Here is a 14456-nt window from a genome sequence, read left to right as displayed (position 1 = left end):
CCGGCGCTCCGCTTCGCTACGGCCGGAATGACGATGAAGTGGAGTTACGTCTTACGTTGCCTCAGCACAGAGCCGCGCCAGCGCCTCGGCGAAGGCGCGCGCGGCCGGGCCCATCGCCTCGTCGAGGCGGTGGGCGAGATAGGCTTCGGCTGGAAGCTGGGCATTGCGGCCGAGCGCTCTGGTCGCGACCCTGACCAGCCTGCCCTCAGTGAGATCGCGCTCGATCAGCCAGTGTGGCAACCGGCCCCAGCCGAGTCCGGCCAGGATCATCGCATGCTTGGTGTCCTGCCCGGTGACGCGGCAGGTCTGCGGCGAGAGCACGTTGAAATCCTGTGTGCCCGAGATCGGCGTCGGGTCGATCTGCACGATCTGGAGATGCAAGGCGAGCTCGGAGCGCGACAGGACGCGCCCGTCACCGGCCCGGGCAAGCGGATGCGTCGCCGCGACGACCGCGATGGCCTCGATACTCGTCAGCGCCTCGATCGCGATGCGCGGATCGCGGAAATTCTCGCCGACCGTGATCGCCAGCGCGCTGCGTCGCTCCAGCAGGGCGGCGATCGGTCCGCCCAGCGGCTCGATGGCGAGCCGGATCGTGACCGATGGATAGCGCTCGCGTAGGCCCGCGAGCGCTGCGCCGATCAGTGGAAACGGGAACAGGACGTCGATCGTCAGCGCAAGCTCGATCTCGACGCCCTTGCTGAGGCCATGCGCGCGGGCCTTCAGCGCGCCGACGCGCAGCAGTACCTCCCTGATGTCGGTGAGGAGCGCCCGCCCCTCCGCTGTCAGGGCCGGCCGATGGCCGGAGCGGTCGAACAGGGAAAGACCGAGCTGCGCCTCGAGATTGGCGATGGCATGGCTGATCGCCGATTGCGCCCGCGACAGGCGCGTCGCCGCCGAACGGAAACTGCCGGCTTCGGCCACGGCGGCGAAGATGCGCATCTGGTCGAGGGTGAGGGCATCGAGCATGATCGATTTCCTTGATCGACTCGATGCCAATTATCTCACTTCCAACGATCGATGAGAACGCACATCTCCGGGCGACGCCGCTGTGTCACCAAGGAGCCGAGCATGACCGACCGCCCAATCCAGGTCACTGTTGCAAAGCCTCGCGTATGACGACGGTTGCAGCAGGGTCCAGTGTCAGGACGGATTGGCTCGCCGTCTCCGTCGTCGTCGCCGGCGGCATCGTCGCGGCGCTGCAGATCGGCAAGGCTGCGATCGCGATGCCATTGGTGCAGGCCGAGTTCGGGCTCGACCTTGCGACGCTCGGCTGGCTCGCCTCGATCTTCGCCGTGCTCGGCATGGTCGGCGGCATCCCGGTCGGCACCCTCGCCATCGGCCTCGGCGCGCGGCGCGTTCTCCTCTTCGGCCTGCTGGCCGTTACGTTTGGCGCCTTCCTCGGCGCGGCGGCGCCGCGCTTTCCGATGCTGCTCGCCTCGCGCGTGATCGAGGGCCTCGGCTTCCTGCTGATCACCATCGCCGGGCCGGCCATATTGCAGCGTGTCGCCAGTCCCGCGCAGCGCGACATCGCCATGGCATTGTGGAGCTGCTTCATGCCGACCGGCATCGCACTCGCCATGCTTGCCGGGCCCTGGCTCACCGACTGGCGCATGATCTGGCAGGTCACTGGCGCTCTTGCAGTCGTCGCGATCGCGTTCACTTTTTTCGCTGTGCCGCAGGTCGATGGTGGCGGGCGTACCTCCCTGGCAGCCTTGGCGGGCGATGCCGGCGCGGTGCTGAGCGCGCGTGGCCCGCTGCTGCTCGCACTCACCTTTGCGCTTTACGCGCTGATGTTCTTCGCTTTGTTCAGCTTCCTGCCGGTGCTGCTGATGCAGCGCATGCAGGTCTCGCTCGCGACTGCTGGTGTGCTCGGTGCGCTCGCCAGCGCCGTCAACATCATCGGCAACCTCGCGGCCGGCATGCTGCTGGCGCGCGGCGTCTCGCGCATCGGCCTGATCGTTTTCGCCAGCCTGGTGATGGGACTGTCCGCACTCGGCATCTTCCTCGGCCTCTTGCCGGATTCCGCGACCTTCCTGCTCTGTGTGCTGTTCTCGATGGTCGGCGGCATCATCCCCACGACATTGCTCTCCTCGGCACCGGTGCTCGCGCCGACGGCGGCGCTGACCCCTGTCGTCGTCGGCCTGCTGATGCAGGGCAGCAATCTCGGCCAGGTCGTCGGGCCTGTCGCCATCGGCGGTGTCATCGAGGCATTGGGCTGGCCTTCGGCGACCGGGCTGGTCGGCGGCGCTGCCCTGCTCGCCATCTTGACGGCATTCGGCCTGTGCGGCGCGCTCAGCCGGGCAAGCTAGCTGAGCTCGGCGAGCCGCGGATCACTCTCCCAGCCGGCGCGAACGAGCTCCGGGACCTCATGCTCCTCCTCGGGATAGCCGAGGCAGAGATAGCCGATCAGTTTCCACTCCGGTGGGGTGCCGAGGATGCCGACAATCTCGGCGGGATCGAGGATCGAGACCCAGCCGAGGCCGAGCCCATGGGCGCGGGCGGCAAGCCAGAACTGCGTGATCGCTGCCACCACCGAATAGTCCAGCATCTCCGGCATGGTCCGCCGGCCGAGGCCGTGGCCTTGCGCCGTGCCGTGGTCACAGAACACCGCGAACTGCACCGGCGCTTCGTGCAGGCCCGCGAGCTTGAGGCGAGCGTAGAGCGCGGCGCGCTCGCCCTCGTAATCGGCCAGTGCCTGCGCATTGCAGCGGGAAAAGCTCGCCTGCACAGCGGCGCGCTGACCGGGATCGTCCACCCTCAGCCAGCGCCAGGGCTGCGAATAGCCGACCGAGGGCGAGAGCTGCATCAGATCGAGCAGCTTCGCCAGCAGCTCTTCAGGCACCGGCTCGCGGCGGAAACGTCGGACATCGCGGCGCCAGGCGATCAGCTCGTCGAGCTTGTCGCGGAAATCGTCGTCGAAGGTGGGGGGTGAGCTCACGCCCCCTCCCGCACCGCGATCGCATGAAAGAAGGAGCCGGAGGTCAGGCCGCGGCGGCTGCCGGCCGGAGCAGGGGCCGAGCCGTGCGGGTCCGTGACCATGGCGAAGGGCGGATCCTTGCCCTGCGAGATCACGGTCGCGTAGTGGAATTCGTGCCCACTCAGGCGGCTGCCCGCAGGACCGAGCGGCCCGTCGGCAGCGAGAAGCGCATTGCGATAACCGAGATTCATCTTGCGCTTGGCGAAGCTGGTCTCGACCGAGAGCAGCCCGGCCATGGCATGGCTGATACCGTCGGCATCGGTCAGGCTCTTGCCCAGCACCATGTAGCCGCCACACTCGCCATGGACCGGGCGAGTGCGGGCGAAATCGCGCAGCCCGTCGAGGAAACGCAAGGCGCCAGCGAGCCGGCCGGCATGTAGCTCGGGGTAGCCGCCCGGCAGCCAGCAGGCATCGCAGGCCTCTGGCGGCGCCTCGTCGGCGAGCGGCGAGAACGGTACGAGCTCGGCGCCTTCAGCCCGCCAGCCTATCTCGACATGCGGGTAGACGAAGCTGAAGGCGGCATCGCGGGCGATGGCGAGGCGCTTGCCGGGCGCCGGCAACGGGATCGTCTGATGTGTGGAAATCGGCAAAGCGGTCGCGCCGGCAGCGGCGACCACAGCGTCGAGGTTGACCGCGGCCGCGACGGCATCGGCAAGCGCATCGAGGCGCTGGTGCAGGTCCTCGGTCTCGCCGGCCTGGACGAGGCCGAGATGGCGCTCGGGCAGGATCAAGCTCGCCTCGCGCGGCAGGGCGCCGAACACCGGCAGGCCGATCCTTTCCATGCCGGCGGCGGCCAGCCGGCGATGGCGCTCGCTCGCGACCTTGTTGAGGATCACCCCGGCGACGCGGATGCGCTTGTCGTAGAGCATGCAGCCGAGCGCGATCGCACCGGCCGATTGCGCCTGGCCGGAGACGTCGACGACCAGCACGACAGGCCAACCGAGCAGGGCGGCGATGTCGGCACTGGCGCCGGTATGGCCGTCGCGGCCCGGCACGCCGTCGAACAGCCCCATCGAGCCTTCCGCGATGACGATGTCTGTCGCTTCGGCTGCCCCGGCTGCGACCTGTGCCAACAAGGTATCCGGCATCGCATAGCTGTCGAGATTGGCGCTGGGCGCGCCTGTCGCAGCGGCGTGGAAGGCCGGGTCGATATAATCAGGCCCGCATTTCAGCCCGCGTACCCTGAGGCCCCGGCGGACCAAGGCGCGTTGCAGCCCGAGCGTGATCGTGGTCTTGCCCGAGCCGGAGCGCGGCGCGGCGATGAGGATTCCACGGGCTGTCATCAGCACTCTTTCTCGTCATTGCGAGGAGGCGCAGCCGACGAAGCAATCCAGGGCGGCAGAGGGCGACGCTGGATTGCTTCGCTGCGTTCGCAATGACGCTCAGCCATCAGATGCCGCCCCCGGGCCGGAAACGGCGATCATAGCCGGTCGAATAGAGCGCGCTTTCTGCGAAGTCGGCGCTCGCCAGCGCCGGGCCGACCAGGATCAGGGCGGTCCGCTCCAGCTCTGCCGCCCGCACCTGGTCCGCGATATCGGACAGCTGTCCGCGCAGGATGCGCTCCTCCGGCCAGGAGGCGCGGAAGACGATCGCGACCGGACAATCTGCGCCGTAGAAGGGCGTGAGCTCGTCCACGACCTGCTCGATCACATGGATCGAGAGATGGATGGCGAGCGTCGCACCTGATACCGCGAAGGTCGCGAGCTTTTCGGTGTCCGGCATGGCCGAGGCTCGGCCGGAGGTGCGCGTCAGCACCAGCGATTGCGCGACGCCGGGCAGCGTCAATTCGCGCTTGAGCGCCGCCGCCGCCGCGGCGAAGGCCGGCACGCCGGGTGTGATCTCATAGGGGATGCCGAGCTGATCCAGCCGGCGCATCTGCTCAGCCGTAGCGCTCCAGATCGAGATGTCGCCGGAATGCAGCCGGGCAACGTCCTTGCCGTCGGCATGGGCGCTCTGGATTTCGGCGATGATCGCGTCGAGGTCGAGCGGGGCGGTGTCGACGATGCGCGCGCCGGGCGGGCACCAGCCGAGCATCGCCTTGGGGATCAGCGAGCCCGCATAGAGGCAGACCGGGCAGGCGCCGATCAACGCGCGCCCGCGCAGGGTGATGAGGTCGACAGCGCCGGGGCCGGCTCCGATGAAATGGACGGTCACGCGGCGCTCCGGGCGAGAGCGCAAGTGACGCGTGCGGTAGCGATGCGCGGCTGGATCAGCGTGGCGCCCGGCCCGGCTGCGGCCAGCGCCGCCGCCTCCGCCACCGAGCCGACGCCGTAGAGGCCGGAGATCCGGGTCGAGCGCGTGGCGCAGGCCGCCTCGAAGCCGGCGAGTGCTTCGTCGGGGATGGCGACGAGGGTCAAGTCATGTGCCTGTGCCACGGCGGTCAGCCCGGGCTCGTCCCGGCGCGATGCCAGTGTTGCGAGGCGGCCGATAGCATCCGCCGACAGGCCGGCGGTGGCCAGCGTCTGCATCAGGCAGGCTTCGATGTCTGCCTCCGATGTACCTGGGCGCAGGCCGATGCCGGCGGTGATGCCGTTCACGGCTTCACCACCCGCCATTGCGTCACTGCCATGGCGGCGCGCCAGCCATGCATCGTCCCGATCGGATCGAGATGCGCGACGCCGATGCGGCGTAAGTTTCCACCATGGACGGCGAACAGCGCGGCAAGCCTGGCCTCGCCCTCGATCGTCACGGCGTTCGCAACCAGCCGGCCGCGCGGTTTCAGCGCCGCGAAAGCGACTTCGAACACGCCGGGATCGGTCAGCCCGCCGCCGATGAAGACGGCGTCCGGCGAGGCCTTGCCGGCGAAGCTCTCAGGCGCCTTGCCCTCGACCACCTCAAGCGGCGGCGCGCCGAGCGCGAGGCGGTTGCGGGCGATGCGGGAGGCGCGTTCCGGCCGCTCCTCGAAGGCGATGGCCCGGTTGTGGCGGTGGCGCAGGCTCCATTCGATGCCGACCGAGCCCGAACCGGCGCCGATATCCCAGAGCAGCTCGCCGGCGCGCGGCGCCAGCGCCGACAGCGTGATCGCACGGATATCGGCCTTGGTGAGCTGGCCGTCATGCTCGAACCAGTCGTCGGAGAGGCCCGTCGCCAGCGGCAGGATGCGGGCATCGCGGCTGGCGACAACGCTGATCGCCAGCATGTTGAGCGGCACGATGCCGTCGAGCGCGAAAGCATCGGCACGTGCCTGCCGGATGCGCTCGCTTGGGCCGCCGAGCGATTCGAGCACGGTGATCGAGCTCTCGCCGAAGCCGCGCGCGCTCATCAATTGCGCGACGGCGAGCGGCGTCGAATCATCCCAAGACAGGGCCAGTACCCGCGCGCCCGGCTGCAGATAGGGGATGATCCTTTGCAGGGCGCGGCCGTGCAGCGAGACCAGCCCGCATTCCTCCTGCGGCCAGCGCATGCGGGTGCAGGCCATCGAGAAGGAGGAGAGCTGCGGGATGACGCGCATCTCGGCCGCCGGCACCGCCTTGGTCAGGCCGGCGCCGATGCCGTAATGGAACGGGTCGCTGGTCGCGAGCACGCAGATGGCGCGGCCGCGCTCGGCCAGAATCGCCGGCAGCGCGTTGCGGAAGGGCTGCGGCCAGGGCCGCGCCTCGCCGGGGACATCGCCGATCAATTTGAGATGACGCTCGCCGCCGAAGACGATCTCGGCGCTTTCCAGCGCGGCCAGCGCTTCGGCGCAGAGACCGGCGCGGCCATCCTCGCCGAGCCCGACCAGCGAGAGCCAGGGCCCGGGCGGTGTGCTCGACAGTTTGGTCGATTCAGGCGAAAACTGTTCCATGACGGTCCTCATCCTCGGCGGCACCAGCGAAGCGGCTGCACTCGATCAGCTCCTGGCTGAACAGGCACCCGAAATTCGCGCCGTGATCTCGCTCGCGGGCCATACTTCCGACCCGCGCCCCTTGTCCTTGCCGACCCGCACCGGCGGTTTCGGCGGCATTGCCGGCCTCAGGCAATATCTCATCGACGAAGGCGTCGTCGCCGTCATCGACGCGACCCACCCCTTTGCCGCGATCATGCCTTATCATGCCGAGGCGGCCTGCAAGGCGGAAGGCGTGCCGCTGCTGGCGATCCGGCGTGAATCCTGGAAGCCGCAGGCTAACGATCGCTGGAAGAGCGTGCCCGACATCGATGCCGCCGTCGAGGCGCTCGGCGATGAGCCGCGTCGGGTCTTCCTGACCATTGGCCGGCTCGAATTGCCCCACTTCTTCGCCGCTCCGCAGCATCGTTATCTGATCAGGGTGATCGAGCCGGTGAACGACCTGCCGCTGCCGCACGCCAAGGTGTTGCAGCAGCGCGGCCCGTTCGAGGCCGAAGCCGAGGAAAAGCTGATGCGCGAGGAGGGAACCGAGGTCCTGGTCAGCAAGAATGCCGGCGGGCCGATGACGCTCGGCAAGCTCGTGGCGGCGCGCCGGCTCGGGCTTCCGGTGATCATGGTCGAGCGGCCGCCGAAGCCCGATGTCGAGACCGTCGAGCATATCGATCAGGTCCTGCCATGGCTGGTGGCGCAGGGGCTCTTCGTCACCGAGCGCGGCGTATAGACGATCGGGCTTGCACCCTCGCGGGAGATCAGCCGCGTCGCGCTGGCACCGATCATCACCAAAGTCGCCATGTCGGCGCTTTCGGCTGCCGCTACGGCTTCCGTGAGCGTCAGGATACGCAGGCTCTCGTCGGATCGCCCGACGGCGCGGGCGAAGATCACTGGCGTCTCGGCCGCGCGGATCGTTGCCGCCAGCTGCAGCGCCTTGCCGAGCTGCCAGGGCCGCGCCTTCGAGATTGGATTGTAGAGGGCGATCACGAAATCGGCTGTGAGCGCCGCGGAGAGCCTGGAGGTCACGATCTCCCAGGGCTTGAGATTGTCCGAGAGCGAGATCGCGCAGAAATCGCCGCCGAGCGGTGCGCCGGCCTTGGCCGCCGCCGCCAGCATGGCGGTGATGCCCGGCTCGACGGTGATCTGGAGCTTGCGCCAATCCGGCTCGCCCGCTTCGACCGCCTCGAATACCGCCGCCGCCATGGCGAAGACGCCGGGATCGCCGCCGGAGACGACCGCGACGGCTTTCCCTTCAGCGGCAAGCATCAGCGCATGCCGGGCACGCTCGACCTCGACGCGGTTGTCGGAGGCGTGCTTGGTCTGGCCGGCGCGTGCTGGCACGCGGTCGAGATAGGGCCCGTAGCCGACGAGATCGCTCGCGGTTTCGAGCGCGGCCAGCGCCGAGGGCGTGAGATAACGCGCCTCGCCGGGGCCGAGGCCGATAATGGCGAGCGAGCCGCTCACAGCCGCCGTCCTTCGCCGGGGACGAGGATCATCGAGAAATAGGGCGCCTCGTCATCGCCCTTGTCGGCGAGGCGGGTCACCACCTGCCCGGCCATGGTGGCGCGCTCGACATAGATGGCGCGGTTGATCAGCCCCGCCGCTTGCAGCGCACGGCGCACCTTGGGCAGGTTGCGGCCGAGCTTCATGATCACCGCCGCGTCGGTGTCGGCGAGGCGCCGCGTCAATTCGCCCTCGGCGAGCGTGCCCGGCACCACGGTCATTACGTCATCGCCCCAGCTGATCGGGGCCTCCGCGCGGGCCCAGGCGCCGGCCATGCCGGTCACGCCCGGTACCACCTCGGTCGGGAAACGATGGGCGAGGCGGCGCCACACATGCATGAAGGAGCCGTAGAAGAAGGGGTCGCCGTCGCAGAGCACAGCGACGCTGCGGCCTTCCGCCATCTCGCCGGCGAGCTGCTCGGCGGCCTCGTCGTAGAAGGCGGCGATGGGCCCGGTATAGCCTTCGTCCTCGACCGGCACCTCGATCGTGACCGGGAAGGCGAGCTCGATCTCGCGGGCCGGGTCGGGCGCGATGATGGCGTCAGCGGTGATACGGGCATTGCCGCGCCGGCCGCGCTTGCAGAAGTGGACCAGCCGGTCGGCCTTCAAGATGATATCACGGGCGCGCACGGTCATGTAATCGGGATCGCCCGGACCGAGCCCGACGCCGTAGAGCAAAGTGCGGGGCGCCTGATCGCTCACGCCGCTCACTCCTTGACCTGCGCCAGCGCGTTGACGGCTGCGGCTGCCATGGCCGAGCCGCCGCGCCTGCCGTGCACGACGAGGAAGGGCACGCGCCCGTCCTGAGCCAGCGCCTCCTTCGATTCCGCCGCGCCGACGAAGCCGACTGGGATGCCGATCACAGCGGCCGGTTTTGGCGCGCCCTCGTCGAGCATGTCGAGCAAGCGGAACAGCGATGTCGGCGCATTGCCGATCACGACGAGCGCGCCGGCGAGATGCGGCCGCCACAGCTCCATCGCCGCGGCCGAGCGTGTGGTGCCCATCTCTTCGGCCAACTTCGGTACTGAAGATTCGGGAAGCGTGCAGATCACCTCATTCTTCGCCGGCAGGCGCGTGCGGGTGACGCCGTCCGCGACCATGCGGGCATCGCACAGGATCGGTGCACCCTGCGCCAGTGCCGCCGCGGCGACATCGGCGAAGTCCGGCGACATCGCCACGTCCTTGGGCAGATCGGTCATGCCGCAGGCATGGATCATCCGCACGACCACGCGCTCGGCCGTACCCGAAAAACGCGACAGATCGGATTCGGTCCGGATGATGGCGAAGGAGCGCTCATAGATCGCTGCCCCGTCGCGGATATAGGCATGACGCGTGTTCAAACTCGGTACCTGTCTTCAACCAGTATGGGCGGCATCCAGCCGCGCGCGGATGTCCTGACCCGGTTCGAGCCGGCGCACAAGTTCTCTCAATGAAAGCCGGGCCATGGCGGCATCGTTGGCACCGCCTGCGACGATCACGTCATAGCGGCCGCCAGCGCCCACCAGCGTGAGATCGGCGCTTCCGGGATGGGCACAGGATTTGGCGCAGCCGGAGACGTGGAGGCTGAGGCCATGGGCCAGTAGCGGGGAGAGCGCGTCGGCCAGCACTGCGGCATCAGCTAACGCTGGAGCCTTGCCGCGCGCGCAGGCCGGTGCACCGGTGCAGGCCGAGACCGAAAGGCGCGGATCGTCCGGCTCGACGACGAGGCCCTCGCTTCGGAGAGCGGCTTGCAAGACGCCCGCTGCGTCGGGCCGGAGGCCGCAAAAGGCGAAGCCTCGCCAGGGCGAGAGCCTGATCTCGCGAACGCCAGCATCACTGGCGAGTGTGCCAAGCCGAACCAAGCCGTCCGTACCCGTCCGGCCGAAGGGCAGCCCAGCCAGCAGGGCGAACTGGCTATCCCGCTCGGCGACGAGGCCGATGGTGATGGGCTTGGGTCGAGCGGCCGGCGCAGCCATCGGCACAAGCCCGCATGAAGTGGCGAGCGTGGCCAGCCCTTCGGGATCGAGATCACGCATGCGGCGGATCTGGTCAGGGCTGCGGCGGCTCACGGTGACGAAACCGCCGAGCAGCTGCGCCGTGAGCACCGGCACCTCATCCCGTGCAACCGGCGCGAACCAGAGATCGCCCGGCAGGCCGAACGCGACCGCCTCGGCCGTGACGACGCGCAGTCTGAGATCCACAGCGAAGCTATCCAGTGCGAGCGCGCCGCCGCCATCGACGACGATCGAGAGCTTTGCCGGCAGCCCGGCGACGCCGCGACCGGCGCGCTCGACCGCTTCTGCCAGCACAGCGGCGTCGATCAGCTCGTCCGCTGCCCGGCCCGCGAGCGGCGAGGTCAGCACCAGCCGGTTCGGGCCATCGCCCTCGGCTTCGTCGACGAGACCGGCAGCCAGCAGATCATCCACCAGTGCCGGATGCGCCTCCGCGCGAATGCCGCGCAGCTGCAGATTGCCGCGCCCGGAGATCTCGATCTGGCCGTTGCCATGCCGGGCCGCCAACTCGGCGACACGAGCGAGCTGGTCCGGCGTCAGCGCATTGTGCGGCGGATGCAGGCGCACCAGCAGCCCGTCGCCGGTCAGCATCGGTCGCAAGGTGCCGGGGCACCAGCCACGCCGCATCGTCTCGCGGGCCGGGGCGCTCATTCGGCCGCCTCCTGCCCGGAGAGCATCGCCGCCGAGTTCGACCGGCTATGCCAGAGGCCGCGCTCCTGCGCCTCGGCGAGGCGCGAGCGGATCGAGGTGGCGGCAGGCGCATTCGCCTGTTCCAGCGCCTGCCAGACGGCTGCATCGCCGCAATAGGCCTGGAAGACCGCGTCGAACAGCGCGTCGGAGACCGCATCCGTGCTTGCCGCATAGACGAAGAGCGCATCGACCGCCTCCGCCAGCTCGGCCGCGCCGCGCCAGCCATGGGCAAGATGGCTCGCGATCCATTTGGGATGACAGAGCCGGCCATGGACGATGCGCGAGACGTCCTCGGCCAGCGTTCTGGCTCTCGGCTTTTCAGGATCGGAGGTATCGAGGCTGTAGAGCGCTGCCTTGCCGCCTTCAGCCTGCATCGCCGCGACGAAGCCGCCGATTACATCGGCGGCGCTGGTCGCTTCGAGGATGTCGCGCCCGGCGGTGTCGCTGACATGGACGAAGGCCTGCGCCTCGGCGACACGGTCGGCGAAGCTCTCATCGGGCGAGGCCGCACCATCGGGCCCGCCATAGGCATGGCTGGTGGCGGCGAGATAGGTGTCGCCGAGCTCGGCGCGCGCCTGCCAGTCGCCGTCGAGCGCCCGGTCGGCCATGGCCGCGCCATAGCGTCCGGGCGCTGCACCGAAAATGCGGGCTCCTGTCTCGCCCCTGCGGCGGGCGGCGGCGGGCTCGTTCCATTCCTCCGGCTCGTCGAGCTCGGCGACGGCGCGCGCGGCTGCATCGAGCAAGGCGATCTGCGCCGGGAAGGTGTCACGGAAGGCGCCGGAGATGCGGATGGTGACGTCGGCGCGTGGCGCGGCGAGCTTCGCTTGCGGGATGATCGAGAAGCCCGTGACTCGGGTCGAGCCATGGTCCCATAGTGGTGTGGCGCCCATCAGGTGCAGCGCATGGGCGATGTCCTCGCCGCCGGAGCGCAATGTCGGCGAAGCCCAGAGGTCCATCACGATTCGGCGCGGATAGTCGCCCTCGTCCTGGAGATGGCGGGCGATGATCGCCTCCGCCGCCTTGGCGCCGAGCTTTGCTGCCGAGCGCGTCGGCAGGGTGCGCGGGTCGAGCGTCGAGAGATTGCGCCCGCTCGGCAGCACGTCGGGGCGGCCGCGATGCGGCGCGCCGGCCGGGCCGGGCGGCACGAAACCGGCATCGAGCGCCTTCAGCAGGTTGCGGCGCTCGTTTTCGGCGGAAGCTGGGTCGGCTTGCGACTGGCCGAAGAGGTGCAGACCATCGCGGAAGGCGGTCTCGGTGAGATCGCAGAGGTGGGCGTCGAGCGCCGCGAGTGCGCTCGGCATGTCCTGAGCGGGCGTGACGCCGCAAGCCGCGGCGAGGCCGCTCGCCTGCGCCCTGTCGAGAATCTCGCGCGCGACCAGCTCGGCCCGGCGCGGATCGAGCACCCGCGCCTGCGAATACTCCTCCACGAGGTCGCGCAGCAGCGCCGCCTCACCGCCAGCGTCATGTGTCGCCAGCGGCGGCGGCAGATGGCCGAGCGTCAAGGCCGAGAGCCGGCGCTTGGCTGGAGCCGCCTCGCCGGGGTCGTCGACGACATAGGGGTAGATCACCGGCAGCGCGCCGATCGCAAGCCGCGGCCAGCAGGCGGCCGACAGCGCCACCGCCTTGCCGGGCAGCCATTCGGTCGTGCCATGCGTACCGAGATGGATCAGCGCATCGGCGCGCAGGATCTCGCGCAGGCCGAGATAGAAGGCGAGATAGGCGTGCCCCGGCGGCGCGTCGGGATCGTGATAGCGCGCCTTGCGGTCGGGCGTGGCGTCGCGCGGCGGCTGCAGGGCGATGGCGAGATTGCCGAAGCGCACGAGCCGGAAGCGGAAGGCCTCGCCGTTGCAGGCGGGGTCGGCTTCGGGGTGGCCGTGGCTTGCGAGCAAGGTTTCGCGCGCGGTGGCCGGGACGGCGGGGAGCCAGGCGCGGTAGCTGGCGAGCGGGACGGCGAAGTCGGCGGGGCCTTCGGTGAGCGCCTGCATGAGGCCGAGGCCTTGTTCGTCATTGCGAGGAGGCGCAGCCGACGAAGCAATCCAGGGACGGCAGAGCTCGACGTCTCCCTGGATTGCTTCGCTGTGCTCGCAATGACGATTTGCCGCGACATCATACCCCGCCCCGCCCAGCAGCTCCCGGATCGCGAGCGCGCTCGCCGGCGTATCCAGTCCGACGGCAAAACCGGCGCGGCCGCCGCGTGCGGGATAGTCGGACATCACCAGCGCGATTTGCCGCTCGGCCCGTGGCTTGCGGCCAAGCGCGACCCAGTTGGCCGCGAGGTTGGCGAGGGTGGCGATGCCCTCGGAATCGGGCGAGAGCCGCCGCAGCACCAGGCTGGTCGCGGGGTCGGCGATCTCCTCCTTGAAGGCGACCGGGATGGCGCCGAGCCGGCCGTCGAATTCCGGCAGCGCCGCCTGCATGGAAAGGTCGGCGGCGGAAAGCCCGCGCGGCGACGCCTCCCATGCCTCGCGCGCGCTGCCGACCGGCACGGCTTGCAGGATCGGGCAATCGGCCGCGTCGAGGACGAAATTGGCGCCGTCGCGGGCGGAAAAGGCGGTAGTGGTGACGATCAGCGCCGGCTTCCGCATCGCGATCAGGGCGGAGAGTTCGGCAGCGACGCTTGCGTCCTTGAGACTGGTCAGGGCGAGCGGCAGGGGACTGAGGCCACGCGCGGCGAGAGCCACCGCGATCGCCTCGACCATCGCCGTATCCCCGGCGGCGACGCCGGAGCGATAGACGAGGATGGGGACGAGCGGTGCGTCTGCCGGCAGAGCGGCGAGCGCCTCGCGCCAGGGTAGGGGGGTGGCGTTGGGGCCAAGAGCGAAGAGGGTTGGGAGTGGGATGGGGGTGAGGTCGCGCTGGCCCTCATCCCCCTGCCGGGACCTTCTCCCCCGAGGGGAGAAGGTGGCTGTTAGCGACGCTGGCTCGCCCTTGCTCGTTGGCTCATCCTTCTCCCCTCGGGGGAGAAGGTGGCCCGGCGAAGCCGGGTCGGATGAGGGCAGCGCCGCGAGATAGCCGTCCACCCGCCCCAGCAGCCGCCGCATATTCTCGGCGCCGCCGCCGGCATGGAAATAGCCGAGCAGCTCCGCCGCGAACGCCGCCGGCACCGTGCCGTAGCCGGCAAGCCGTTCATCCTCGCGGTCGTCGCCGGGCAGCACCGCCAGCGCGACGCCATGCTGCCGGCAGGCGCTGGCGATCTGCTCGACGCCGTAGCGGAGATAGTCGAGCCCGCCGAGACAGCGCAGCAGCACGAAGCGCGAGTTGGCGAGCGTCTTCTCGATCAGAAGGTCGATCGAGAGCGGATGCCTGAAGCGCCGGAGCGGAACGAGGCGGAAGTCGAGTTCGCTACCGGGTGCGGCCGCCGCCAGCGCCGAGAGGTCGCTGTCGCTGAAGGAGAGGACGAGGAGATCTCCCGGCGGCAGAGCGAGGTCGACGGCGTCTTCGCCGTCGTCGAGCCTCACCTCGCTGGTCGGGAGAAGGTGCAC

Annotated in this window: 13 protein-coding genes; 2 read left to right on the top strand and 11 right to left on the bottom strand. The window is 69.6% G+C overall.

The window, feature by feature from the left end; genetic code table 11:
* Positions 1–51 precede the first annotated feature (51 nt).
* Positions 52–966: a LysR family transcriptional regulator gene (locus ACSQ24_RS24275; protein WP_436097164.1), complete on the bottom strand. Its 915-nt coding sequence runs from the start codon at positions 964–966 to the stop codon at positions 52–54.
* A gap of 146 nt (positions 967–1112) precedes the next feature.
* Here ACSQ24_RS24275 and ACSQ24_RS24270 point away from each other — a divergent pair, with 146 nt between their 5' ends.
* Positions 1113–2309 carry an MFS transporter gene (locus ACSQ24_RS24270; RefSeq protein ID WP_436097163.1) on the top strand — a complete coding sequence of 399 codons (1197 nt, stop codon included), beginning with the start codon at positions 1113–1115 and terminating at the stop codon, positions 2307–2309.
* On the opposite strand, the gene bluB is transcribed toward ACSQ24_RS24270, so the two are convergent.
* The 5 genes from bluB to cbiE form a co-directional block, all read right to left on the bottom strand.
* The gene (gene bluB / locus ACSQ24_RS24265; RefSeq protein ID WP_436097162.1) at positions 2306–2938 is read right to left on the bottom strand and encodes a 5,6-dimethylbenzimidazole synthase; all 633 of its coding nucleotides are present in this window, start codon (positions 2936–2938) and stop codon (positions 2306–2308) included. The two genes, ACSQ24_RS24270 and bluB, sit on opposite strands and share 4 nt — an antisense overlap.
* A complete protein-coding gene (locus ACSQ24_RS24260; RefSeq protein WP_436097161.1) occupies positions 2935–4260 on the bottom strand; it encodes a cobyrinate a,c-diamide synthase in 1326 nt (441 codons plus the stop codon). Before ACSQ24_RS24260 ends, bluB begins: the two co-directional genes overlap by 4 nt.
* Positions 4261–4366: 106 nt before the next feature.
* Entirely contained in the window at positions 4367–5131 is a 765-nt protein-coding gene (gene cobM / locus ACSQ24_RS24255; RefSeq protein ID WP_436097160.1) for a precorrin-4 C(11)-methyltransferase, read from the bottom strand.
* Positions 5128–5514, bottom strand: a complete 387-nt coding sequence (locus ACSQ24_RS24250; protein WP_436097159.1) for a cobalamin biosynthesis protein — start codon at positions 5512–5514, stop codon at positions 5128–5130. Before ACSQ24_RS24250 ends, cobM begins: the two co-directional genes overlap by 4 nt.
* Positions 5511–6761 carry a precorrin-6y C5,15-methyltransferase (decarboxylating) subunit CbiE gene (cbiE, locus tag ACSQ24_RS24245; protein WP_436097158.1) on the bottom strand — a complete coding sequence of 417 codons (1251 nt, stop codon included), beginning with the start codon at positions 6759–6761 and terminating at the stop codon, positions 5511–5513. The genes ACSQ24_RS24250 and cbiE overlap by 4 nt, the downstream gene beginning before the upstream one ends.
* Here cbiE and ACSQ24_RS24240 point away from each other — a divergent pair.
* A complete protein-coding gene (locus ACSQ24_RS24240) occupies positions 6760–7521 on the top strand; it encodes a cobalt-precorrin-6A reductase (RefSeq protein WP_436097157.1) in 762 nt (253 codons plus the stop codon). The genes cbiE and ACSQ24_RS24240 overlap by 2 nt on opposite strands.
* Here ACSQ24_RS24240 and cobJ read toward each other — a convergent pair.
* The 5 genes from cobJ to cobN are packed head-to-tail and all read right to left on the bottom strand — an operon-like array spanning position 7464 to position 14456.
* Entirely contained in the window at positions 7464–8255 is a 792-nt protein-coding gene (gene cobJ / locus ACSQ24_RS24235; protein WP_436097156.1) for a precorrin-3B C(17)-methyltransferase, read from the bottom strand. The genes ACSQ24_RS24240 and cobJ overlap by 58 nt on opposite strands.
* Complete coding sequence (locus ACSQ24_RS24230) at positions 8252–8995, bottom strand: precorrin-2 C(20)-methyltransferase (protein WP_436097155.1); 744 nt, start codon at positions 8993–8995, stop codon at positions 8252–8254. The genes cobJ and ACSQ24_RS24230 overlap by 4 nt, the downstream gene beginning before the upstream one ends.
* A gap of 5 nt (positions 8996–9000) precedes the next feature.
* The gene (locus ACSQ24_RS24225) at positions 9001–9633 is read right to left on the bottom strand and encodes a precorrin-8X methylmutase (RefSeq protein WP_436097154.1); all 633 of its coding nucleotides are present in this window, start codon (positions 9631–9633) and stop codon (positions 9001–9003) included.
* A 15-nt stretch (positions 9634–9648) separates the two neighbouring features.
* Complete coding sequence (cobG, locus tag ACSQ24_RS24220; protein ID WP_436097153.1) at positions 9649–10935, bottom strand: precorrin-3B synthase; 1287 nt, start codon at positions 10933–10935, stop codon at positions 9649–9651.
* Positions 10932–14456 (bottom strand): cobaltochelatase subunit CobN, encoded by a 3525-nt coding sequence (gene cobN / locus ACSQ24_RS24215; protein WP_436097152.1) that lies wholly within the window; start codon positions 14454–14456, stop codon positions 10932–10934. Before cobN ends, cobG begins: the two co-directional genes overlap by 4 nt.

The sequence above is a fragment of the Allobosea sp. LjRoot237 genome (genome assembly GCF_964253285.1).
In the GTDB taxonomy this organism is placed as follows: Bacteria; Pseudomonadota; Alphaproteobacteria; order Rhizobiales; family Beijerinckiaceae; genus Allobosea.
The sequence above is the reverse complement of the archived record's forward strand: the minus strand, read 5'-3'. Positions and strand labels throughout refer to the sequence as shown.

Bases quoted from the DNA above. Each gene is read 5' to 3' on its own strand.
- cobG (WP_436097153.1), bottom strand. From the start codon at position 10,935: ATGAGCGCCCCGGCCCGCGAGACGATGCGGCGTGGCTGGTGCCCCGGC.
- ACSQ24_RS24260 (WP_436097161.1), bottom strand. From the start codon at position 4,260: ATGACAGCCCGTGGAATCCTCATCGCCGCGCCGCGCTCCGGCTCGGGC.
- ACSQ24_RS24270 (WP_436097163.1), top strand. From the start codon at position 1,113: ATGACGACGGTTGCAGCAGGGTCCAGTGTCAGGACGGATTGGCTCGCC.
- ACSQ24_RS24240 (WP_436097157.1), top strand. From the start codon at position 6,760: ATGACGGTCCTCATCCTCGGCGGCACCAGCGAAGCGGCTGCACTCGAT.
- cbiE (WP_436097158.1), bottom strand. From the start codon at position 6,761: ATGGAACAGTTTTCGCCTGAATCGACCAAACTGTCGAGCACACCGCCC.
- ACSQ24_RS24275 (WP_436097164.1), bottom strand. From the start codon at position 966: ATGCTCGATGCCCTCACCCTCGACCAGATGCGCATCTTCGCCGCCGTG.